This window comes from Fructilactobacillus florum DSM 22689 = JCM 16035 (assembly GCF_001436645.1).
In the GTDB taxonomy this organism is placed as follows: Bacteria; Bacillota; Bacilli; order Lactobacillales; family Lactobacillaceae; genus Fructilactobacillus; species Fructilactobacillus florum.
Genome location: NZ_AYZI01000005.1, coordinates 66,061 through 89,053 on the forward strand (window position 1 = coordinate 66,061; position 22,993 = coordinate 89,053).

Below are 22,993 nucleotides of genomic sequence, written 5' to 3' on the forward strand. Positions count from 1 at the left end.
ATTTCGTGCCTTGTTATTTACGATGAGCTCCAGTAGTATTAAAACCATAGTTAATCGACTCAAAAAGGGAAGGAGGATGTTAGCATGTTAGCTTCAACCAAACAATTCCTACGGGAAAATGGTTATCATTACAAAAAGGGATACATCCGTCCGCTTATGACTCCTGACAGCGTTTATATCTTTCGGTTTGGGAAGGATCAATTAAATAATCGAATTATTGTTCGTTATGGACATGGTTGGACGGGACGACAAAAAATAAAGGAAATTGATTTGCGTCTTCACAAGCAACGCCATCCGAGAATTTTTAAGACTGAGCATAGTTTGTTGAAATATTTAACGGGTCACTTGGCGTCACATGAACAAAAACTAATTCGCTTGGGACTAGATAAATAACAGGATGCATCCATTCAGCGGATGCCTTTTTTATAATAATGGATAAGGATAATTTTATGGATTTGTATCAAATGACCATTAAAATGCCGGCGTTGGCCGCTCCCGCCGTTGAAAATCTATTGATGGAGGCTGATTTTGATGGGCTACAATGGCAAGATGATTATGCCATGAAGCAAGTTGCTGTGACAGTTTATGCCACAACGAAACAAACTTTACAAACAAAAAGCACTATTTTACAGCCACAAATTGACCGGCTGCTGGAGTTTGGAATTAACCCTCATCCGTTTAAAATTGAAATAAAACCGGTTAACGGTAAATGGAAAACAAATTGGGAAGCATCATATCAAGCGGAAAGGATCACTAGGTTTCTAACCATTGCGCCTACATGGAGTGATTATGAGCCGATGCCAAATAGTGATGAACGGGTAATTCGCCTTGATCCAGGAATGTCGTTTGGCACGGGAACACATCCGACCACAAAGTTAGCACTCCAAGCATTGGAAACAGTTTTACGGGGTCAAGAAACGGTATTTGACGTTGGTTGTGGGTCAGGTGTTTTGAGTATCGCAGCTCGTTCCTTGGGAGCTTTGCAAATCGTTGCTGGAGATAATGATCCAATCGCGGTTGCTGCAACGCAAAGAAATTTTGCTAATAACCCTGTAATGAAGCTCAATCATCAGGTTAAACAGCAGAGCTTGCTCACTGAACAGGATCAGCTTGCTGATGTAATTGTGGCTAACATGCTGGCAGAAGTTTTATTGTTGTTAATTCCGCAAGTTAATGATCATTTAACTGCAACGGGGAAATTTATTTTAGCCGGAATTTATGTAGATCAGTTAGCCAAGGTTACGAATGCGCTTAATCAGCAACATCTGAAAATCGAGCAGACGTTGACCAGGGGAAAGTGGTACGCCCTAATTGCTAGTAAGGAGCAGCGGTAAGATGCAGCACTATTTTCTACAGCAACACCTTCAGCTTGGAATGGAGCTAGTTTTACCTTCTGAAATCAGGAAACACTGGATTCAAGTTTTGCGAGCAAAGTCTGGCTCCAGTGCCGAATTTGTTGATAATAATCAACAAGTTTATTTAGGTAAATTAATTAATCCGGTGACAGGTTTAATCGCAATTACCGCTAGTAAAAATTTTCAGGCAGAACTGCCAGTGCAGGTGACGATTGCCTGTGGGGTTCCTAAAAGTGGCAAGGCCGAATTTATTGTCCAAAAAGCAACCGAACTAGGAGCGACCAAGATCGTTTTTTTGCCGATGGAATGGTCGGTCGCTCGCTGGCAAGGAAAAAGTGAAAAAAAGCTGCTACGCTTGCAAAAGATTGCTCAAGGGGCAGCGGAACAATCGCACCGTAATGTAATACCAACTGTAATGTATACCAGTGGCTTACCAGCATTAAATAACTTGCAAGCTTGGGATGAAAAGCTGGTATCGTACGAAGAGGCAGCTAAGCAACACGAGCATCAACAACTAGCCAAGACCTTAGCTAGAACTCCGGTTCAGAGCAGGATTGTAGCCTTGTTTGGACCAGAGGGGGGAATTAGTCCTGCTGAAATAGCTCAGTTAGCAGCCCTCGACTTTTGGCCGATGGGACTTGGACCTAGAATTTTACGAGCAGAAACGGCTCCTTTGTATTTTTTAAGTGCTGTTTCTGCATTTTACGAACTAAAATGCTAAAATGGTTACATTATCGTCTATAAAACGAACTAAATTGATTTTTTGATTGGAGATGTTGGTAATGCCGAGCTTGAAAATTTGGCAGCCGCACGAAGTATTCGCGCAAGTTGCACAAAATAATTCGGATGAGCAGGTGCGTCAAATCAAGCGAGCCTACCAATTCGCTTCGATTGCCCACGGAAATCAGCAACGTCAGTCGGGTGAACTATACATTGTACACGCAACTCAGGTAGCAGGGATCCTAGCTGGGTTAAAGATGGATGCAGTGACGATTACAGCTGGTTTTTTACATGACATTGTCGAAGATAGCGGTGTTGAGCTGGGTGATGTGCGAGAATTATTTGGCCCAGATGTAGCTTTAATTGTTGATGGTGTCACTAAGATCAGTAAAATTAAATATAACTCTACGCGTGAAGCTTTTGCTGAGAATTATCGAAAATTATTGCTGGTAATGTGCAAAGATATTCGTGTGATGATCGTCAAGCTGGCTGATCGAATGCACAATATGGATACTTTGGAGCATTTGCCAGAGGATGTACAACAACAATATGCTCGTGAAACATTAGATGTATATGCTCCAATCGCAGATCGGCTGGGGATGGGAACCACTAAGTGGGAGCTGCAGGATATGTCCTTACGTTACCTAAATCCCACTGCTTACTATGAAATTGCTCATGCAATGAAGTCAAAGCGAAATGAGCGAGAATCTTATATTGCCAATGCTATTCAAGAAGTGCAAGCCTCGATTGCTGACTTTAACATTGATGCCGAAATTTATGGTCGTCCAAAGCATATTTATTCAATTTACAAAAAAATGGTAGACAAGCATAAAAAATTTGCTGAAATTTATGATCTGTCTGCGATTAGAATTATTGTGGACACGGTCAAAGATTGTTATGCGATTTTAGGAGCTGTCCATGCTAAATGGCGGCCGATGCCAGGGCGGTTTAAAGATTATATTGCGATGCCTAAAGCCAACCTTTACCAGTCACTCCACACTACGGTCGTTGGTCCAGAAGGGAAACCCCTTGAAATCCAGATCCGAACGAGAGAGATGCATCGGATTGCTGAGTATGGGGTTGCAGCGCACTGGGCTTATAAACAGGGAGAGACCGATGAAGTGACTTCAGATGAGAATAATCTGCAGTTAAACTGGTTTAAAAGAATCATTGAAATTCAAGAAGAGACGGATTCAGCAGCTGATTTTATGGATCAGGTTCAAGGAGATCTTTTTTCTGACAAGGTTTATGCCTTCACACCGAATGGTGATGTGTTAGAGCTTCCTAAAGGGGCTGGTCCGCTGGATATGTCGTATGCAATTCACACTGAAGTTGGCAATAAAACAACCGGTGCCCAGGTTAATGGTAAGATGGTGTCTTTGGATTACCAAATTAAAAATGGAGATATTGTTGAGATTATTACCTCAACTAATTCAACTGGACCAGGTAAAAACTGGTTAGATTTAGTTCATACCAATAGCGCTAAGCATAAAATTAATCAATTTTTCAAAAAACAACATCGTGGAAATGATGTAAAGGTGGGCGTTGAGTTGTTGAACGATCAGTTGGAAACCGATGGTTTTGAGCCTAGCGCGGTGTTAACAGCTGATAATTGGAATCGAGTCATCGCAGAAATGCATTATCGGACACGGGATGATTTACTGGCAGCACTCGGTTTTGGTGATATTCACGCAGTCGGGGTTGCCAACCGCTTTACCAGTGAATTGAGAGAGGCACAATCACGCTTAGATGCTAAACAAGCTACGCATGACTTGCTAGATCAGCACCAATCGCTTTCAACTAAGTCAACGCAACCGCTAAGTGGCAATGATCCTGCTGATAACGTTGTTATTGAAGGAACTGATAATGTTTTGGTTCACATGAGCCATTGTTGTTTACCGGTTCCAGGCGATCGCATTATTGGTTATATTACAAAGGGACATGGTATTACCATCCACCAAATAACTTGTCATAATGTCTCAAATCAGCTTCCAGATCGCTTGATTGCAGCACATTGGCAAACGATTTCTACCAATCAGATTAAATATCCAACGAAGTTAAAAATTTTTGCTGATAACCGAAACGATATTTTAAATGATGTCGTTAAACGATTCAATAACAGTCCCGTGACGCTAACGTCAATTGATGGGAAAGTTCATGATGACACTGAACTAACGATTCGAACCGTGGTCAATGTAAAGAATAAGGATCAACTAGATCAAGTAATTGCAAATCTCAAAGCGGTACCCGGAGTTGCAACGGTTTACCGGGATTTAGGATAAAGAAGGGTTAGTATGAAATTAGTAATTCAACGTGTGAAAAGCGCTCAAGTCACAGTTTCCGGACAGCTGGTTAATAAAATTGGGGCTGGAAGCTTGATTTTTGTTGGGGTGGCCGCGCATGACCAACTGACTTCAGCTGTTCAGTTGGCTGCTAAGGTATGTAAATTAAGGATGTTTTCGGATCCAGCTGGTAAGATGAATTTAAATTTATTTCAAGTTGGAGGACAAATCCTTTCGATATCACAATTCACCCTGTTAGCAGATTTACGTCGTGGAAATCGCCCTTCATTTCAAGATGCAGGGGACCCAGAGCATGCTCAAGCACTCTATCATGAATTTAATCAACAACTTATTTCACACGGAGCAGATGTTAAGACCGGGATTTTTGGGGCTGACATGCTAATCAGCTTAGAAAATGATGGTCCGGTAACCTTTGAAATGGAAGCTTAGGAGCATACGCATGCATAATTTGATTTGGGATTTTGACGGCACGCTTTTCGATACTTATCCAACTATGGTAACGGCTTTTGCGAAAGCATTAGCTCAAAATGGAATTGATGAAATCGAAATTGATGCGGAACAAATTTATCAACAACTACGGGTGCATTCATTAGCAGCAGCGTTACAGCGTTTTAGTGCTGAATTTAAATTATCAATTACTGAGCTCTCGGCAAGCTATCATAAATGGGAACAACTGGAAATTAAACTTGCCAAACCAATGCCACATAGTCACGAAGTTCTTAAATTAGTTACCAGTGAAGGTGGCGAAAATGAACTTGAAACGCATCGAGATCAGCAGAGTATCGAACTACTAACGACTGCAAAAATGATTTCTGAATTTTCTGGAGTGGTGACCAGCCAACAGGGTTTTGCTCGAAAACCAAGCCCAGCAGGGATTTTATACTTGTTGCAACACTCAAAATTGCAACGGGAGAACACGGCGATGATTGGGGATCGAAAACTAGATATCCTTGCCGGGCAACGAGCTGGATTGCAGACAATCCTTTTTGATAAGGATTATCTGATCACTGATGATGGGCACCCTGATGTTATTATTAGAGATTTGAGCGAGTTAAAACCGTTATTAGCAGGTCATTAAGATTTATTAAAAAATCATCTGGTTTTCCAAAGTAAATAACCGATGAGATCGACTAATATCAACCGAACTAAGAGTAATAGCTTCTTTTCATGGTTCCCCAAAAAAATTTTGAAATCATAAATCTCCATTGATCAATTGGAGGTAATTACTGGTTATTAACAGAGGTTTGTTAGAATTATTCGATTCGGCAAGGATTTTACCAAACGATTTTTATTTATATTTTTGGGTGTAGGTTTTAATTCCGGCTGCAACAGCTGTTGCTACCTGATTTTGATAGGCGACGCTGTTGATTTGCTGGAAATCCTGATTGCTGTTAATGTAGCCCATTTCAAGTAAGACCGAGGGAACGGTGACGTCCCTAATTACTAAAAAATCCCCGAATTGGACCCCTTTATTTTCAAGGGGAAGCACGTTTAACTTATGATTAATGCGTTCGGCTAGTTGGTGAGAGTTACCACGATGGTAGTAATAGCTAGTAAAACCACTTCCGCTATTTTCGGTCTCAGAGGAATCAAAGTGAAAACTAATAAAAATATTCGCGTGGTTTTTAGTAGCTATTTTCGGTCTTTTTTTTAGGGATACGCTTTGATCATGTTGCCGAGTGAGAATAACGTTGCTTCCTTGCGTTTCTAGGATTTTTTTAGTTTTTTGAGCAACCTTTAGTGTATATTTTTTTTCTTGTTGACCATTGGCTGCAAGTGCTCCGGAGTCATTGCCACCGTGACCTGGATCTAAGACAATCGTTGCCTCTGATAAGGGAGTGGCCTTTTTGAGATGGTGGTTGGTTAAAAGCCAGTTTGGAACCCAGCCCACGTGTTGATGGTGATAAACAACTTTGACCCAGTCGTGGTCTCGGCTTAAAATTTGCACCCGTTCACCACGTTGCAAACGACCTACCGTTCGATTGGTTAGGTTGGGACCACTCTTAACGAGTAGGTTATTACTGGGAACAGTGAGATTATTTCTTATTAACAAAAAGCCTAGTAGTAAGATCGTAGAACTACTAACTAAAATGGTGAATAAAAGTCCCCGATGATTATTAGCATTTTTTTTCATAATAAATTCCTCGTTAGTGGATACGTTAGTTGGCTGTTATTATCATATAACTTTTCTAGTAGTTGCAACATCTTTGGTTTAGAGCAAGCTTGACTTTTACTAAAATTTTGCATACGCTAGGTATGCAAAATTGTTGATGATGGTTCCAAGTAACTAGTTACTGATTTTTAGCGAGCGTTTGGGAGTGGGAAAACGTAATTAAGGACTAGTGAAGACAAACCTAGATATTTAAATAATCTGATAGTTATAAATAAAGGTGGTACCGTGCTAATGCGCCCTTGACGCAGTTTTGGCATGGTTTTTTTGAAAGGACGAAATTTTAATGCAGCGAACAACCTATGCAGGAAAAGTTAACGAGCAATATTTAGATCAGCAAGTGTGTCTAGATGGCTGGGTTGCCAAAAAAAGAGATTTAGGGAGCCTAATGTTTATTGACTTGCGCGATCGGGCCGGCATTGTGCAACTAGTTATTAGTGAGCAGGAAGCCCCGGCTGCTTTCCAGGCAGCTCAGGATTTAAAACCGGAATACGTTGTTCAAATTAAGGGACGGGTGAATGCTCGATCCGAAAAAGAAATTAATCCTGATTTATTTACCGGTAAGGTTGAGGTGGCCGTAAATGAGATCGAGATTCTTAGTATCTCAAAACCAGTTCCTTTTGCGTTAACTGACAATACCAACGCAACTGATGAATTACGTCTTAAATATCGTTACTTGGATTTGAGACGGCCGGTAATGCAGCAAGGGTTATTAATTCGGAGCCGCATTATTCAGGCCACCCATCAGTTCTTAGAGCAGCAGGGCTTTTTGAATATTGAGACGCCTGATTTAACCGCTTCGACTCCTGAAGGTGCTAGGGACTATCTTGTTCCATCACGCCTTTATCCTGGTTCCTTTTATGCCCTGCCACAATCCCCACAACAATTCAAACAAATGTTGATGGGGGCTGGCTTTGACCGCTATTATCAGATTGCTCGGTGTTTTCGGGATGAAGATTTACGTGGTGATCGACAACCAGAATTTACCCAAATTGATTTGGAAACATCGTTCATGAATTCAGATGAAATCCAAACTTTGACAGAAAAGCTAATCCGCTTTGTTGTTAAAAGAGCGCTTGATCTTGATATTAAAACTCCATTTACAAGGATTAGTTGGCAAGAAGCAATGGATCGATTTGGAACTGATCAGCCTGATACTAGGTTTGGAATGGAACTTAAAGATGTATCTGAAGTCGTTGCTAATAGTGACTTTAAAGTGTTTTCGCAGGCGGTTGCTCAGCATGGGAAAGTAAAAGCTATTGCTGTTCCTGATGGGGCACAGCGCTACTCGCGAAAAGAAATTGATCGCTATACAGAGTATGTAAAAAGATTCGGTGCTAAGGGTCTGGCTTGGCTAAAAGTGACTAATGATGGATTGACCGGTCCGATTGCTAAATTCTTTCAAGACGAGACCTTACAGCAACAATTATTAGCAAGGACGGGAGCACAGCCGGGTGATTTGTTGTTATTCGCTGCTGATCGTGCCAAAGTTGTAGCTGATACGTTGGGTTATCTACGAACGGCCATTGCAGCTGAGTTGAATTTGATTCCGGACAATCAATTTAACTTTTTATGGGTTGTAGACTGGCCACTCTTTGAATATGATGAGGGAGCAGAACGCTGGACAGCAGCACATCATCCCTTTACGATGCCTAGATCTGGAGATGAGCATTATCTAAATTCCGGAGAGAATCCACATTTAGCTCATGCCCAGAGTTATGACATCATTTTGAATGGTTTAGAACTGGGTGGTGGTTCAATCCGAATTCATACTCGTGAACTTCAAGAAAAGATGTTTGCAGCGCTTGGTTTTACTAAAGAAAGTGCTGAGGCACAGTTTGGCTATTTCTTACGGGCACTTGACTATGGCTTCCCGCCTCATGGGGGATTGGCAATTGGACTAGATCGATTTACTAGATTACTAGCACAACGTCCCAATATTCGTGATGTAATCGCCTTTCCTAAAAATTCTAAGGCCATTGATCCGCTCACAAATGCGCCTACGCCAGTTGCCAACCATCAACTTGCTGATTTAGGGATTAAAATTGATGCGAAGCGAAGTGACTAAACTTCAGTTGGGAGAAGAAGGTTGCAGAAATTGCAACTTTCTTTTTTGAGTTAGTGAAATGTTATAATGAAGATGTTACCTAGTAATTTTTAGAGGGTCCAATTGATGAGTGATGTACAGCGAATTATTAAGCGCCATCAGGTTTTAAAGAAGGCATCTGTTTCGTTTACGTATGCGGTGTTAGTGTCAATTGCAATTAATTTTTTCTGGACACCTGGGCATATCTATTCTTCTGGGGTCACGGGATTTGCTCAATTGCTGACAACTCTCTCGCAACGTTATTTTTCTTTTACCATTTCAACGGCTTTGGGACTATTTCTACTAAACGTACCATTACTCTTTTTGGCCTGGAAACAAATTGGTCATCAGTTTGCTTTTTTTACGTTTTTATCGGTTTTATTGGCTAGTTTGATGATTAAAATTCTTCACCCGGTTGCACTAACTCATGACCCTTTGGTTTGTGCCCTTTTTGGAGGAGCAGTTAATGGATTTGGAACAGGGTTAGCGCTTAAAAATCAAATTTCAACTGGTGGCCTTGATATCTTGGGAATTGTGATTCAAAGAAAAACCGGACATTCAATTGGACGAATTAATATTTTGTTTAACTCTCTAATCATTGTCTCTGCTGGTTTTTTATATGGCTGGCCGTATGCGTTTTATTCTGCAATTGGTTTGTTAGTAAATGCTCGTGTAATGGATATGACATATACACGACAGCAACAGATGCAAATCATGATTGTTACGAATGTACCCAAGACAGTTATCGATAGTGTACAAAATCATTTACGTCGCGGGATTACGTTGGTACACAATGCCGAGGGGGCCTACCGTCACGATAAAAAGACAATTTTGTTTACGGTAATTTCTCGCTATGAGCGGAGTGAACTTGAAGAAGCACTCGAAGAAGCAGATCCGAATGCTTTTGCAGTAGCAGTTGATGTTGACGAAGTTTTTGGTCGTTTTTATGAAAGTAAACCAAAGTAGTTTATTTAAAGAAACAAAGTTCGCGAGGTAAAAATGAAAGTTATTTATACTTGGTTGATCAGATTAGTTTCTAGTTTGTGTTATTTTCGCAAGAAAAAAAACGTTTACTATCTAATGAGTTATAGTAACAATCTCCACTTGATTAAACGGATAGCTGCAACATTACCTAATGATCAAAAGCTAGTTGTCTGGTATAATCCGCGTGTTTTGGTTGCTGCTTATGATTTAAAGGCTTTTGGGATTGAAACAATTCCATTACACAAAAATTGGTGGTTTATTCTGAGGCAAATTCCTCGCCTGATGACGGCACGGGTGCTGTTTTGCGATAATTACTACTCGTTGTTAGCCGGACTGGTACGTCCTAAGACCAAAATGAAAATTGTCCAACTCTGGCATGCAGATGGGAGTATCAAGCGATTTGGCTGGAAAAACCCACGAAACCTCCAAAAATCATTCTTGCAGCGTCGCCGTCATCAACAAGTTTACAATCAATTTGATGAGTTCTTGTTATCGTCACCTCAGATGGGCTTGATTTTCAAAGAAAGCTTTGCTTTAAAGCGAGCAAAGTTACTTCCGATGGGCTCACCTCGGTCTGATCGCTTGTTTAGCAATAAATGGCTGACGCAAGTTCAAAAACGAGTTTATTTAGCTGCTCCAGAATTAAAAAACAAACGCGTAATTTTATATGCGCCTACTTTTCGGCGAACCGGTCAGATTAATCCACCGCTGGGAACAATTGCCGCCTTAACGGCAGATCCAGACGCAATAGTAGCTATTAAACTGTATCAAGAAGTTGATCGGAGTCAATTACACTTGGATCAACTGCACCAGGAGCGGGTTAAAATTTATGATGAATTTAGTACCACTGATTTAATGACCGTTGCTGATACCTTTGTTACCGATTATTCCTCATATGCTTTTGACTATAGTTTGATGGGGGGACAGCGCCAGGCAATTTTTTATATGTATGATTTGGAAGATTTTAAGAAGGTTCCGGGCATTCAGCCCGACTTTCAAGCTTGGCTCCCCACAGCTCCCATCACTACTCCGCAAGAATTAGCCGTAGCAATTTGTCAACAACAATCTACAGATTTTACAACCTTTAATCAAATGTGGAATACTTATAATGACGGACATGTGTATCAGCGTGTTTTAGACCGCTACGTATTGGCAACTAATCATAAGGGAGCTTAGCTAATGGACGAAAAATTTTTGATTGGATCACACGTAAGCATGAAAGCTCCTAAGATGTTCTTAGGATCCGCTGAAGAAGCGACTAATAATCATGAAACAACTTTTATGATTTATACCGGTGCTCCCCAAAACACTAAAAGGAAGCCGCTTGATGAACTAAAAATTGATGAGGGTCGTAATTTTATGGCAACACACGACTTACAGTCGGTGGTGGTTCATGCTCCCTACATTATTAATTTAGGGAATCCCAAAAAACCGCAAAGTTTTCACTTTGCGATTGATTTTTTACAACAAGAAATTAAGCGGGCAACTGCCCTTGGGGCAACTCAGATTGTTTTGCATCCAGGAGCCCACGTTGGAGCCGGTGAAAAAGCTGGTATCCAACAAATTATCAAGGGTCTGAATGAGGTGATCACTAAGGATCAGACGATTCAAATTGCCCTTGAAACGATGGCTGGAAAAGGGACCGAGCTGGGAACGACCTTTGAACAGCTCGCTACAATTATTGCTGGAGTGACTGAAAATGATAAGTTATCGGTTACGTTTGATACTTGTCATACTTATGACGCCGGTTACGATGTTAGAAACGATTTTGATGGGGTAATGCAACATTTTGATGATACGATTGGACTTGATCGACTCAAAGTGGTTCATTTAAATGATGATAAGAATCCCTTTGCAAGTCATAAAGATCGTCATGAAAATATTGGGATGGGAACGATTGGTTTTGCAGCACTTAATTACATTGCTCACTATCAGGCACTAGCTGCGGTTCCTAAAATTATGGAAACTCCGGCTATTAAGGTTGATGATACGAATAAAATTGATCCGCATGGGATTGAGGTTGCTATGTTAAAACAACAGCGCTTCGATGAGACAGCTTTTGCAAAGCTGAAAAACGTTAATTAGGTTAATCTAATTTTTCTGTGATAATTGTGGCCGTTTCTTCAATTGATTTGTCAGCCACATTAATGCAGAAGCAACCGATTTTTTGATACAGTAGTTGGGCATATTCTAATTCTTGTTTGATGCTTTGCGCACTAGAATACTTAGTATCATTTTCAATGCCATATTCTTTCAACCGTTCTTTGCGAATTTTTTGCAGACTAGCAATCGAATTTGTCAGACCAAAAATTCGGTTCGGTTGAACTTTCCAAATTTGTTCTGGAAGCTTCAATTCCGGTCCAATGGGTAAGTTAGCAACACGAAAACTTTGATTTGCTAGGTAGAGTGAGAGCGGGGTTTTCGATGTGCGAGAAACGCCTAAAATTACGATATCAGCATGTAAAAGATTGTCAGGGTTACGACCGTCATCATTGGCAACGGTAAATTCGATGGCATCAATTCGTTTAAAGTAGGCAGCATTAAGATTATGCACTAAGCCGGGCACTTCGGCAGATGAGCGCTGGAGCCGGTGGGAAATTAGCTTGATGGGGGTTTGAATTCCATCAAAACTTTCTAGTCGCTGATCTTGTGCAAATTGGGTAACCATTTCACTTAGCTCTGGATCAACTAATGTATGAAAAATAATGGCCTGTTGTTCGCTGGCTAATTTTAGAATTCCTGTTAGAATTGATTTGGTACGAATAAATGGATATTGTTTTAGATGAGCATGTGCGTTTGGAAATTGAGCAATTGCGGTTTTAGCAATATTTGTGCCGGTTTGTCCACTAGAATCGGAAATAATAAAGATGTTATAGTTAGTTTCCATGAAATATAGCTCCCTGTGATGATGTTTACTAAAGAGTATAGCTCATTTTGGTGATGATTATGCTAGTTTAAGAAAGCTGTTATAATCATTGACGAGTGATTGGGGATACGTTATAATTAAATACGTTGAGTTTTATTTACTTGGCACATTAAAGCACGGAGGGAGGGATTTTTAAATGTCAAAAACAGTTGTTCGTAAGAACGAATCACTTGATGATGCTCTTCGTCGCTTTAAACGTACCGTTTCTAAGAGTGGTACTCTCCAGGAATTTCGAAAACGCGAATTTTACGAAAAGCCTAGTGTGAAACGAAAATTAAAATCTGAAGCAGCTCGGAAACGTAACAATAAAAAGAAAAAGCGGCGTAATAATTTTTAAAAAGCAATCTTTTGATTGCTTTTTTTATTTGAAAACAGGATCATAACCAGTGACATCACATCCAAGTTGTTATCGATAAAATTATTATGCTAAAATCAAAAGAAAATAGGATGGGAGCGACAACTGATTGGACGAAAAATTTGAATTTAGTAAAGTAATGGCACTTGAAAATCCCAACGATCAGATTGTATTATTTGGAAATCAAGATCAGTTTATTAAAATACTTGAAAATGAATTAGCGATCTCAATTAGGTATGTGAATGGAAACGTTAAAATCGAGGGGCATCAAGAAAAGCCCGTGCAAAGTGGGCACGACATTCTTTTAAATCTGCTAAAGCTGGTTCATAGTGGAGTTAAACTAAATGAGAGTGATGTAGTTGCTGCCCTTCAGTTAGCAAGGACGAATCGGATTACAGAGCTCTCTGACTTGTATAATCAGGTATTAGTTAAAGACCAACACGGGCAGGCCGTGCGAGTTAAAAATTTTGGGCAGCGAGCGTATGTTCAGGCGATTAATTCGCATGACATCACTTTCGGGATTGGCCCAGCAGGAACTGGAAAAACTTATTTAGCAGTGGTGATGGCTGCAGCTGCCTTAAAAAAAGGACAAGTTGATAAAATCATTTTAACCCGACCGGCCGTTGAAGCTGGTGAAAGCCTAGGGTTTTTACCTGGAGATTTGAAAGAAAAAGTAGATCCGTATCTGCGACCATTATACGATTCTTTAGATGCAATTTTTGGCAGTAGTCATACTGAACGATTGCTTGAGCGGGGCATCATTGAAGTCGCTCCGTTAGCTTACATGCGAGGTCGAAGTTTAAATAATGCCTTTGTGATTTTAGATGAAGCGCAAAATACAACTAATCAACAAATGAAAATGTTTTTAACTCGGCTTGGATTTGGGTCAAAAATGATTGTAAACGGAGACATTCAGCAAATTGATTTAAAAGGGAATACCCCTAGTGGCTTGGTCACAGCTCCCAAACTTTTTGCGGGACTCAAGGAAATTGCGATTGTCCGACTGTCGGCAGCTGATGTAGTTCGTAATCCGGTAGTGGCACAAATTATCAAAGCCTATGAGGAACAAGAAACCATTCAGCAAGGGAGAAGTTAATGGATCTAGAAATTTATGATGAAACTAATGGTGCAATAACGGATGCCCAGTTAACTTTAAGCAAAGATTTATTGGATTTTGCTGCAAAACAATTGCAACTGAAAGAAAATACGGAAATGTCGGTTACTTTTGTTAAGAATGAACGGATTAGAGCAATTAATCGTGAATATCGTCAGGTTGACCGAGCAACTGATGTGATTAGTTTTGCCTTGGAAGATCAGAGTGAAGATGACTTTCCAGTTTTGATGGATGACGAACTTCAAGCAGAAATTCCAGAAAACCTTGGTGATCTATTTGTTAGTATTGATAAAGTTAAAGAGCAGGCGGATTTTTTAGGTCATTCTGAAGATCGGGAACTTGGATTTTTATTAGTCCATGGTTTTTTACATTTAAACGGTTACGATCATATGGAACCAGCTGACGAACAAGTGATGTTTGCTTTACAAAGAAAGATTTTAGATGCCTATGGACTCACAAAATAAGTATCAAACGGGGAAAAATAAAAGCTTTTGTCAATCTTTACAGCATGCGTTGCAGGGACTACAGGCTGTTTTTTGGGGAGAACGCAATTTTCGCTTTCATTTGGTTGCGACAGTCGTTGTTTTAATATTGGCGGAGTTATTGCATGTTGGGCTGGAGCACCTCTTATGGTTGGTTTTGGCTTGCTTTTTGGTGTTACTTGCAGAAGTTTTTAATTCAACGGTTGAGGCGCTGGTGGATCTGATTGTTGCTAAACATTATCATCCCCTAGCCAAACGAGTTAAAGATATGTCTGCTGGCTTCGTCTTGCTAGCAGCGGTGTTAGCATTGATTGTGGGATTAATCGTGTTAGGACCACCGCTTAGTCATTTTTGGTTTTGAAAATCAGCTAATTGAGGTAAATAATGACACAAACTAAACAATATAAATCTGGATTTGTAGCCATCATTGGTCGTCCCAATGTTGGAAAATCAACATTTTTAAACCGTGTAATTGGTCAAAAAATTGCGATTATGAGTTCGAAAGCGCAAACTACACGAAATAAAATCCAGGGAGTATATACAACCAAGCAGGCTCAGATTGTTTTCTTAGATACTCCGGGGGTGCACAAACCACATACGAAACTGGATGAATATATGGATGATGCGGCTTTGTCATCACTACAAGAAGTCGATGCCATCATCCTCATGGTTAGTGCCACAGAGACTAGGGGAGCTGGTGACAATTATTTAATCAAACAGCTACAAAATACCAAGGCACCTGTCTATTTGGTCATTAACAAAATTGATCAAGTTCATCCAGATCAATTATTACCAATCCTAGCAACCTACCAGAAAGCTTACGATTGGAAAGCAGTTTTTCCGATCTCGGCTCTTCAAGGAAATAATGTGAATGAATTATTGCAAGACTTAGTTTTGAATCTGCCAGCTGGACCTCAATATTACCCGGAAGATCAGATAACCGATCATCCAGAGCGGTTTATTGTTCAAGAAATTATTCGAGAAAAAATTTTAGAGAACACTAGTCAGGAGTTGCCTCATTCAGTGGCAGTTTATGTTGATCGGATGAAACCGAATGAAAATGGTAAATTGCAGATTGAGGCTTCAATTATGGTCGAACGGGAAGGACAACGTCGAATTATTATTGGTGATGGTGGAGCCAAGATTAAATACATCCGAATCGGAGCCCGGCGGGAAATTGAACAGGTATTAGGCAGCAAAGCTAACCTAAAACTGTGGATTCATATTCAACCAAATTGGCGGGATCAGTCCCAAATATTGCAAAACCTAGGTTACAGTCGTAAAAACGATTACTAAGCGGGTGGTGAAATGGTTAACACGAAGAGTCGGCAATTTCGTGGTATTTTGTTATATCGGCTAAAATATCGGGAATCTGATATGTTAGTAAAGTTTATGACAGCAACCGCTGGGAAAAAAATGTTTCTAGTTCGCAGAGCGACTAAGCCACATGCACCACTAGCAAGTGTGATTTTACCGTTTAGCTATGGAACCTACGAAGGGGTGTTAAAAACTAACGGTTTATCCTACTTGGACAGTGGCAACCAAGTTCATAACTTTGAACAAATTAGTAATGATATTATCCTAAACGCCTATGCAACTTATATCATGGGTTTGCTTGATCAGGCGTTGCCAGATAGCGTTGCTGACCAGCATTGGTTTAAGAACCTCTACTATGCCTTGACATTTATCAATAATGGCTTTGATCCAGAAATTATTACTAACATTGTAGAAATCCAGTTGCTTCCGCTTTTTGGAGTGGCCCCAGAATGGCATCACTGTGCGGCTTGTGGTTTGGATAAATCAGTTTATGATTACTCGGAAAAATACGGTGGTTTATTGTGTGCGGCTGATTTTGCTTTAGACTCACATCGGATGCACTTGGATCAACGAACAATTTATTATTTACGGCAATTCTCAGCCATTGATATGAAAAAGATTACACACATTCAAGTTAATCGTGAGACGAAAAAAAAGTTGCGGCAAGTGCTTGATAAGATTTATGACAGTTCGGTTGGAATTAATCTCAAAAGTAAACACTTCTTGGATCAAATGGATCGTTGGAAATTAGACTGAGACGTAGCAGAATCGTTGACGCAACTTTTTTTAGAGCGTATTATAAAACTAATATAATAACTGATAATGACAGAAGAAGACCTGCATACGATAATGTACAGCGAGACCATGGTAGTGGGAGTTGGTTCAGGATAAATTCAGGTTGGCGCTTTTGGAATCGGAGATAATCAAGCTGCTGATTAGATCAGAAGTAGGGTGGAACCGCGATGAAGTCGTCCCTATGCAAAAATTATTTTTATTTTTGCATAGGTTTTTTTAGTTGTTACGATAAAGGAGTAGCAGAATGCCAAAAAAAATGCCGTTACAAACAATTGCAAGTCAGTTAAAACAATTTTGGAGTCAGCAAGGTTGTATGATTATGGATGCTTATGATACGGAAAAGGGAGCTGGTACGATGAGTCCCTTTACTTTTTTGCGAGCAATTGGTCCAGAGCCTTGGAACGTCTGCTACGTTGAGCCTTCCAGGCGACCAGCTGATGGTCGTTATGGTAAGAATCCCAACCGGCTTTACCAACACCATCAATTTCAAGTTTTGATGAAGCCTTCGCCCGATAATATTCAGGAGCTTTATCTGACTTCATTGAAAGAACTTGGAATTAATCCTTTAGAACATGATATTCGCTTTGTTGAGGATAATTGGGAAAATCCTTCAATGGGGTGTGCTGGAGTTGGCTGGGAAGTTTGGTTGGATGGAATGGAAGTAACCCAATTCACTTATTTTCAAGTGGTCGGGGGACTTTCGATGAGTCCTGTTGCTGTCGAAATTACCTATGGAATGGAGCGGCTGGCCTCATATATCCAAGATGTTAATAATGTTTTTGATTTAGAATGGGCTGATGGTGTTCGATACGGAGACATCTTTAAAGAGCCAGAATATGAACATTCCAAATATAGTTTTGAAATTAGTAATCAAGCAATGTTACAACAATTATTTACGGCTTATGAACATGAAGCTCAGCGCTTGATTAAATTAGGACTGGTTCATCCAGCTTATGACTATGTTTTAAAGTGCAGTCACACTTTTAACTTGCTTGACGCTCGCGGGGCAGTTTCTGTAACCGAACGAGCTGGTTACTTAGCTCGAATTCGAAAAATGGCCCACGGTTTGGCTCAGGCCTTTGTTTTAGCACGACGCAAGTTGGGCTTCCCGTTAATTCAAGATGATGATCAACGACATGCTGCCCAGGAAAAATATGATGCTCAGCATCCGCACTCTGTAAAACAGACTTCGGGAGGTAAAAACTAATGACACACGATTTTTTATTAGAGATTGGTCTTGAAGAATTACCAGCAAATGTGGTAACCGCTAGTGTGGATCAGTTAGCCCAAAAAGTCACAAACTACCTAAAAGCAGAGCGGCTGACGTTCACCGGGTTAAAGAAATTTTCAACACCACGTCGGTTGGCACTGCAAATTAGTGGTTTAGCTGATCGGCAGCCTGATAGTGATACAGAGGTCAAGGGTCCTTCTGAAAAAATAGCACGAACTGATAATGGTTGGAGTAAGGCCGCTTTAGGTTTTGCTCATAGTCAGGGAATTCAGCCAGATGACTTAGTGATTAAAGAGGTTAAAGGGGTGGCGTATGTATTTGCTAATAAGCATGTTACGGGTCAACCAGCCGTTACAATTTTATCGCAGTTACCAAATGTAATCGCCTCACTTAATTTTCCCACGATGATGAGATGGGGGACTCACCAATTTCAGTTTGTCCGACCCATTAAATGGTTAGTGGCTCTATTGGATACGGAAATCGTTCCAATGCAACTGGTTGATATTCAGGCGGGTCGAACGACCCAAGGACATCGTTTCTTGGGGCATCCGTTAGAACTAAAGCAGGCACAAGATTACCAAGCAGCGTTAGAAGAGGTCTTTGTCCTTGCCGATGCTCAGCAAAGAAAGCAACGAATCAAGGATCAGATCATGGCAATTGCTCGCGAACAAGGATGGCAAGTTAATCTTGATGCGCAGCTGTTAGAAGAAGTGAACAATTTGGTTGAATGGCCAACTAGTTTTTACGGTCAATTTGACCAGCACTTTTTAACCATCCCGCGGGAGGTTTTAATTACCTCAATGCGTAATCACCAGCGTTTCTTTTATGTTGAAGATGAAAAAAATCAACTATTACCTTATTTCATTTCGGTGCGTAATGGTAATCGAGATCATTTGGAAAACGTAATCCAAGGAAACGAAAAGGTATTAGCTGCTCGCTTATATGATGCGGCATTTTTCTATGAAGAAGATCAAAAGCATTCGATTGCCGATTTTGTTACTAAATTAAAAGAAGTTAGTTTTCATGACCAAATTTCAACAATGTATGAAAAAATGGAGCGGGTTCAGGTCATTACCGCTTTAATTGGTAAGCAGGTGGGTCTGAGCCAACCAGAATTAGCTGAATTACAGCGGGCCGCTTCCATCTACAAGTTTGATCTTGTTACCGAAATGGTTGGGGAGTTCTCGGAGCTACAAGGAATAATGGGAGAAAAATATGCATTATTACAGGGGGAAAGCCCTGCAGTGGCAACTGCAATCCGTGAACATTATTTGCCGAATGTTGCGGGGGGAGCGTTACCCGCTACCAAGATTGGAGCAGTCTTAGCCGTTGCAGATAAATTAGATAGTATTCTAACTTTTTTTGCAGCTAAAATGGTGCCTAGTGGTTCTAATGATCCCTATGCGTTACGGCGCCAGGCCGCCGGTATCGTCAGCATTGTTTATCAGCAACACTGGCAGTTGCCACTGGATGTGCTGTTAAATGAAGTTGTCCAAACTGAAGCTCGCAAGCAATTTAGTCCCAAGGTGGAACAAGCGCCAGTGATTCCTCAAGTAATTTCATTTCTAAAGGAACGGATTAAACGATTTCTAAAGGATACCGAAGTGCGCTATGACCTTGTTAACGCTGCAACTGCATCGACGAGTACCGATATTTGTTTTATGATTTCCAGTGCTAACGAGTTACAAAAGCAACAAAACAAAGCTGATTTCAAAGCAAACATTGAAGCTTTGAGTCGGGTGACCAGGATTGCTAGTAAGCAAGCAGGATCATTTGCAACAATTGATCCATTGTTGTTTGAAAACGAGGCTGAAGTGGCATTACATGGGGCAGTTGACCAGCTTCAAAATGATTTCTCGCAAAAATCGGTAGCAAGTGACTATCAACAACTGGCTAATTTACGACCAGTAATTAATGACTATTTTGAAAAAACCATGATTATGGCCGAAAATCAGAATTTAAAAGCGAACCGTCTGGCAGAAATGAATCGGTTAGCAAGGATTATTAATGAATTCGCTAGCGTTGACCATATAATGACCAAATAATCTGAAAAGTGGTGAATTTGATGGTGAAAATTCCAGAAGAGACGATTGAAAAAATTAGAAGTAGCGTCAATATTTTGGATATTGTTGGACAACATGTGCAATTGAAAAAGGCTGGAAAGAATTTTTTTGGGTTATGTCCCTTTCATGAAGAACGCACACCATCATTTTCAGTTAATGAAGAAAAACAAATTTTTCATTGCTTTAGTTGTGGCCGTGGGGGAAATGTTTTTACTTTTCTAATGGAATTAGAGGGACTTTCTTTCACTGAGGCCGTTCAAGCAGTTGGTAAGGCTGGTGGTATGCAGCTGCCAGATGAACTGGTTCAAGCGCAGCAACCATCGGCTCGTGAACAGCAACTTCGACCGCTGTTCTCGGTTCATGAAGCAGCAACTCGTTTTTATCATCATATTCTAGTAAATACTAAGGCTGGTGCTCCTGCACGAGAATATTTAAAAAAACGGCAGATTAGCGCTGAAATGATTGAAACTTTTCAGCTAGGCTTTGCTCCATCAGAAAGGGTTCTCCAGCCCTTTTTTAAAGAACAACAGACTGACTATCAAACTTTACGGAAGACCGGGCTATTCATTGAAAATCAAGCTGGAGAATTAACTGATCGATTTGTTAATCGGCTGATGTTTCCAATTCGTAATCCGCAGGGGGCACCGATTGGTTTTTCCGGAAGATTATTGCAACAAAATGAACAGCAACCAAAATATTTAAATAGTCCTGAGACAGAACTTTTTAACAAGCGGAAGGTCATCTATAATCTTGATTTAGCTAAACCTGCTGTACGTAAAACCCAACGATTAATCCTGTTTGAGGGTTTTATGGATGTGATTTCTGCATATCAAGCTGAGGTATTCAACGGAGTTGCTTCGATGGGAACCAGTTTAACCGAGGAACAGATTTATGAGTTTAAAAAAGTTACTAGTCAAATCTGTGTTTGTTACGATGGGGATCAACCCGGTCAAAAAGCAACTAATCGTGCAATTGATTTATTAACTCAACAGGATAGCTTTGAAGTCAATGTCATTCAAATGCCCAATGGAGTAGACCCAGATGAATTTCGGCGAACAGCAGGACCAAAACGGTTTCGTGAGGTAATTTCAAAAGCACAAGAACCGGCCTTGAAATTCAAACTCAATTTTTTAAAAACCCAGTTTAATTTAAATAATGACGTTGACAAACTTAATTATGTAAATCAAGCGTTGCAACAAATTGCCAATACCAAACCGGGGGTTACGCAAGATGTTTATCTCAAAGAATTATCTGCTGATGTAGACTTGCCGTTTGATTCATTACGCAAACAACTTGGAAACTTACCTGATCAGTCTCGCAAAAACCATTCGAGTAAGTTGCATAATCAACATTCGCAGCAAGCTCCCCAGCTTGCTGAACGGCATTATTCTAGAATAGAAAATGCTGAACGGCATTTGCTAATGGCAATGTTTTATAATTCTAGTGTTTGGGATCAAGTAGTAGCAAACCCGACTTTTAACTTTATTCATGATCAATATCAGCAATTATACCTATTTGCTCAGGAATATTTTCGAACGCATGCCCGCTATCAATCTGCTGAATTTAGCGACTTTGTGAAGGAACCCAAGTTACAGTCAGTTTTGGCGGAATTAGAAATTGATAACGATGAGCAACTAGATAACGAAGAAGCGGCGACGGACTGTGTTAAAATGATAACTGAAAGTGCACCATTAGTTAGCAAAATTAACCAGCTGAAGCAAGAATTTGATAGTGCGGGTCAAATCGGCGATGAACTGCAACAACTTAAACTTGCAAGTGAATTAATTCGCTTGCATCGCCAATTAGATCAGTTGCGGACATCTAACGATTAGAGGAGGATTATCGATGGCAGAACAAGAGGCAAAGAAAACACAAACGCTTAAAAAAAAGGCTGTTGCTCCTAAGAAAAAAACGCGGGCTAAAAAGTCCGAGACAACCAAAGCTTTAAAGAAAGATTTCGATAAAACTAATTATCGAAAGGTATATAATGCGCTAATAAAAAAATATAAAAAAATTGGTCATGTTAGTTATGCCGTGTTAGAAACGGAATTTCAGGATCCATTTACTTTGAAAAAGAAGCAAATGGATGAATTAATGGAAAAGATTGAAGACGATGGGATTAGTATTGTTGATGAAAATGGAGAACCTGATCCTAGAGCACTGAAAGCTGCAAAGAAAGTTACGCAAAAAGAGTTAAAAAATGCCTCTAGTTCTAAAGGGGTTAAAATCAATGATCCAGTTCGCATGTATCTCAAAGAAATTGGACGAGTTCCACTACTAACAGCAGATGAAGAAGTGCAATTGGCACTGCGCATTGAACAGGGAGACGAAGATGCTAAGCAAGAATTAGCGGAGGCTAATTTACGATTGGTTGTCTCGATTGCAAAACGGTACGTTGGTCGTGGCATGCAGTTTTTAGATTTAATCCAAGAAGGCAATATGGGATTAATGAAAGCTGTCGAAAAATTTGATTACCGCAAGGGTTTTAAATTTTCAACGTATGCTACTTGGTGGATTCGTCAAGCAATTACTCGAGCAATTGCTGATCAAGCGCGGACGATTCGTATTCCAGTGCATATGGTTGAAACTATTAACAAACTAATTCGAGTTCAACGCCAACTGCTCCAGGATCTTGGCAGAGAGCCACTCCCAATTGAAATTGGGGCAGAAATGGATATGCCAACCGCAAAAGTTCGTAATATCATGAAAATTTCGCAAGAGCCAGTTTCACTAGAAACTCCAATTGGTGAAGAGGACGATTCCCATCTAGGTGATTTTATTGAGGACAAAGAGGCCACTAGTCCTGAGGATCATGCTTCCTATGAATTACTCAAGGAACAACTAGAAAGTGTATTGGACACGTTGACTGATCGTGAAGAAAACGTTTTACGGTTACGGTTTGGGCTTGACGATGGGCGAACGAGAACTTTAGAAGAAGTCGGAAAAGTCTTTGGTGTGACGCGCGAACGGATTCGCCAGATTGAGGCCAAGGCGCTTCGAAAGCTTCGGCATCCTTCACGCAGCAAACAATTAAAAGATTTCTTAGATTAAAATTTTTAAAGCAGCGGCCAGTTTTCGGTGCGCTGCTTTTT

The 22,993-nt window shown here is 40.3% G+C and carries 22 protein-coding genes; 20 read left to right on the forward strand and 2 right to left on the reverse strand.

The window, feature by feature from the left end; all coding sequences use genetic code 11:
• Positions 1-84 precede the first annotated feature (84 nt).
• The 6 genes from FC87_RS03790 (at position 85) to FC87_RS03815 (ending at position 5,456) form a co-directional block, all read left to right on the forward strand.
• Positions 85-393 (forward strand): hypothetical protein, encoded by a 309-nt coding sequence (locus tag FC87_RS03790; RefSeq protein ID WP_009167232.1) that lies wholly within the window; start codon positions 85-87, stop codon positions 391-393.
• Between the two features lie 56 nt (positions 394-449).
• Complete coding sequence (prmA, locus tag FC87_RS03795; protein ID WP_054689814.1) at positions 450-1,334, forward strand: 50S ribosomal protein L11 methyltransferase; 885 nt, start codon at positions 450-452, stop codon at positions 1,332-1,334.
• Between the two features lies 1 nt (position 1,335).
• Complete coding sequence (locus FC87_RS03800; protein ID WP_035421352.1) at positions 1,336-2,076, forward strand: RsmE family RNA methyltransferase; 741 nt, start codon at positions 1,336-1,338, stop codon at positions 2,074-2,076.
• Positions 2,077-2,137: 61 nt separating this feature from the next.
• The gene (locus FC87_RS03805) at positions 2,138-4,357 is read left to right on the forward strand and encodes a RelA/SpoT family protein (protein ID WP_056961671.1); all 2,220 of its coding nucleotides are present in this window, start codon (positions 2,138-2,140) and stop codon (positions 4,355-4,357) included.
• A gap of 12 nt (positions 4,358-4,369) precedes the next feature.
• Positions 4,370-4,807 carry a D-aminoacyl-tRNA deacylase gene (gene dtd, locus FC87_RS03810; RefSeq protein WP_035421347.1) on the forward strand — a complete coding sequence of 146 codons (438 nt, stop codon included), beginning with the start codon at positions 4,370-4,372 and terminating at the stop codon, positions 4,805-4,807.
• 10 nt (positions 4,808-4,817) lie between these two features.
• On the forward strand, positions 4,818-5,456 hold the full coding sequence (locus tag FC87_RS03815) for an HAD-IA family hydrolase (RefSeq protein ID WP_054689798.1): 639 nt from the start codon (positions 4,818-4,820) through the stop codon (positions 5,454-5,456).
• 210 nt (positions 5,457-5,666) lie between these two features.
• Here FC87_RS03815 and FC87_RS03820 read toward each other — a convergent pair whose 3' ends face one another.
• Entirely contained in the window at positions 5,667-6,512 is an 846-nt protein-coding gene (locus FC87_RS03820; protein WP_035421343.1) for an N-acetylmuramoyl-L-alanine amidase family protein, read from the reverse strand.
• A gap of 322 nt (positions 6,513-6,834) precedes the next feature.
• On the opposite strand from FC87_RS03820, the gene aspS reads away from it, so the two are divergent.
• The 4 genes from aspS to FC87_RS03840 all read left to right on the forward strand — a co-directional run bounded on the left by aspS (position 6,835) and on the right by FC87_RS03840 (position 11,703).
• Entirely contained in the window at positions 6,835-8,616 is a 1,782-nt protein-coding gene (gene aspS / locus FC87_RS03825; protein ID WP_035421342.1) for an aspartate--tRNA ligase, read from the forward strand.
• A 105-nt stretch (positions 8,617-8,721) separates the two neighbouring features.
• On the forward strand, positions 8,722-9,600 hold the full coding sequence (locus FC87_RS03830) for a YitT family protein (protein WP_009167223.1): 879 nt from the start codon (positions 8,722-8,724) through the stop codon (positions 9,598-9,600).
• 33 nt (positions 9,601-9,633) lie between these two features.
• On the forward strand, positions 9,634-10,794 hold the full coding sequence (locus FC87_RS03835) for a CDP-glycerol glycerophosphotransferase family protein (protein WP_056961673.1): 1,161 nt from the start codon (positions 9,634-9,636) through the stop codon (positions 10,792-10,794).
• 3 nt (positions 10,795-10,797) lie between these two features.
• The gene (locus FC87_RS03840; protein WP_056961675.1) at positions 10,798-11,703 is read left to right on the forward strand and encodes a deoxyribonuclease IV; all 906 of its coding nucleotides are present in this window, start codon (positions 10,798-10,800) and stop codon (positions 11,701-11,703) included.
• A 1-nt stretch (position 11,704) separates the two neighbouring features.
• Here the strand turns inward: FC87_RS03840 and FC87_RS03845 are convergent, their stop codons facing one another.
• Positions 11,705-12,505 (reverse strand): pyruvate, water dikinase regulatory protein, encoded by an 801-nt coding sequence (locus tag FC87_RS03845; RefSeq protein WP_056961677.1) that lies wholly within the window; start codon positions 12,503-12,505, stop codon positions 11,705-11,707.
• Between the two features lie 175 nt (positions 12,506-12,680).
• Here FC87_RS03845 and rpsU point away from each other — a divergent pair, with 175 nt between their 5' ends.
• The 10 genes from rpsU to rpoD all read left to right on the forward strand — a co-directional run bounded on the left by rpsU (position 12,681) and on the right by rpoD (position 22,952).
• The gene (rpsU, locus tag FC87_RS03850; protein WP_035421333.1) at positions 12,681-12,881 is read left to right on the forward strand and encodes a 30S ribosomal protein S21; all 201 of its coding nucleotides are present in this window, start codon (positions 12,681-12,683) and stop codon (positions 12,879-12,881) included.
• Positions 12,882-13,008: 127 nt separating this feature from the next.
• Positions 13,009-13,995, forward strand: coding sequence for a PhoH family protein (locus tag FC87_RS03855; RefSeq protein WP_035421332.1), 987 nt, complete (start codon positions 13,009-13,011; stop codon positions 13,993-13,995).
• Positions 13,995-14,477, forward strand: coding sequence for an rRNA maturation RNase YbeY (gene ybeY / locus FC87_RS03860; RefSeq protein ID WP_035421330.1), 483 nt, complete (start codon positions 13,995-13,997; stop codon positions 14,475-14,477). The genes FC87_RS03855 and ybeY overlap by 1 nt, the downstream gene beginning before the upstream one ends.
• On the forward strand, positions 14,455-14,856 hold the full coding sequence (locus FC87_RS03865; protein WP_054689796.1) for a diacylglycerol kinase: 402 nt from the start codon (positions 14,455-14,457) through the stop codon (positions 14,854-14,856). Before ybeY ends, FC87_RS03865 begins: the two co-directional genes overlap by 23 nt.
• A 23-nt stretch (positions 14,857-14,879) precedes the next feature.
• A complete protein-coding gene (gene era / locus FC87_RS03870) occupies positions 14,880-15,791 on the forward strand; it encodes a GTPase Era (protein WP_009167216.1) in 912 nt (303 codons plus the stop codon).
• Positions 15,792-15,803: 12 nt separating this feature from the next.
• Positions 15,804-16,568: a DNA repair protein RecO gene (recO, locus tag FC87_RS03875; RefSeq protein ID WP_054689793.1), complete on the forward strand. Its 765-nt coding sequence runs from the start codon at positions 15,804-15,806 to the stop codon at positions 16,566-16,568.
• A 283-nt stretch (positions 16,569-16,851) separates the two neighbouring features.
• The gene (gene glyQ / locus FC87_RS03880) at positions 16,852-17,814 is read left to right on the forward strand and encodes a glycine--tRNA ligase subunit alpha (protein WP_054689790.1); all 963 of its coding nucleotides are present in this window, start codon (positions 16,852-16,854) and stop codon (positions 17,812-17,814) included.
• The gene (gene glyS, locus FC87_RS03885) at positions 17,814-19,883 is read left to right on the forward strand and encodes a glycine--tRNA ligase subunit beta (protein ID WP_056961679.1); all 2,070 of its coding nucleotides are present in this window, start codon (positions 17,814-17,816) and stop codon (positions 19,881-19,883) included. The genes glyQ and glyS overlap by 1 nt, the downstream gene beginning before the upstream one ends.
• Positions 19,884-19,903: 20 nt before the next feature.
• On the forward strand, positions 19,904-21,733 hold the full coding sequence (gene dnaG, locus FC87_RS03890; RefSeq protein WP_056961681.1) for a DNA primase: 1,830 nt from the start codon (positions 19,904-19,906) through the stop codon (positions 21,731-21,733).
• 13 nt (positions 21,734-21,746) lie between these two features.
• Complete coding sequence (gene rpoD / locus FC87_RS03895) at positions 21,747-22,952, forward strand: RNA polymerase sigma factor RpoD (protein ID WP_009167211.1); 1,206 nt, start codon at positions 21,747-21,749, stop codon at positions 22,950-22,952.
• The last annotated feature ends 41 nt before the right edge of the window (positions 22,953-22,993 follow it).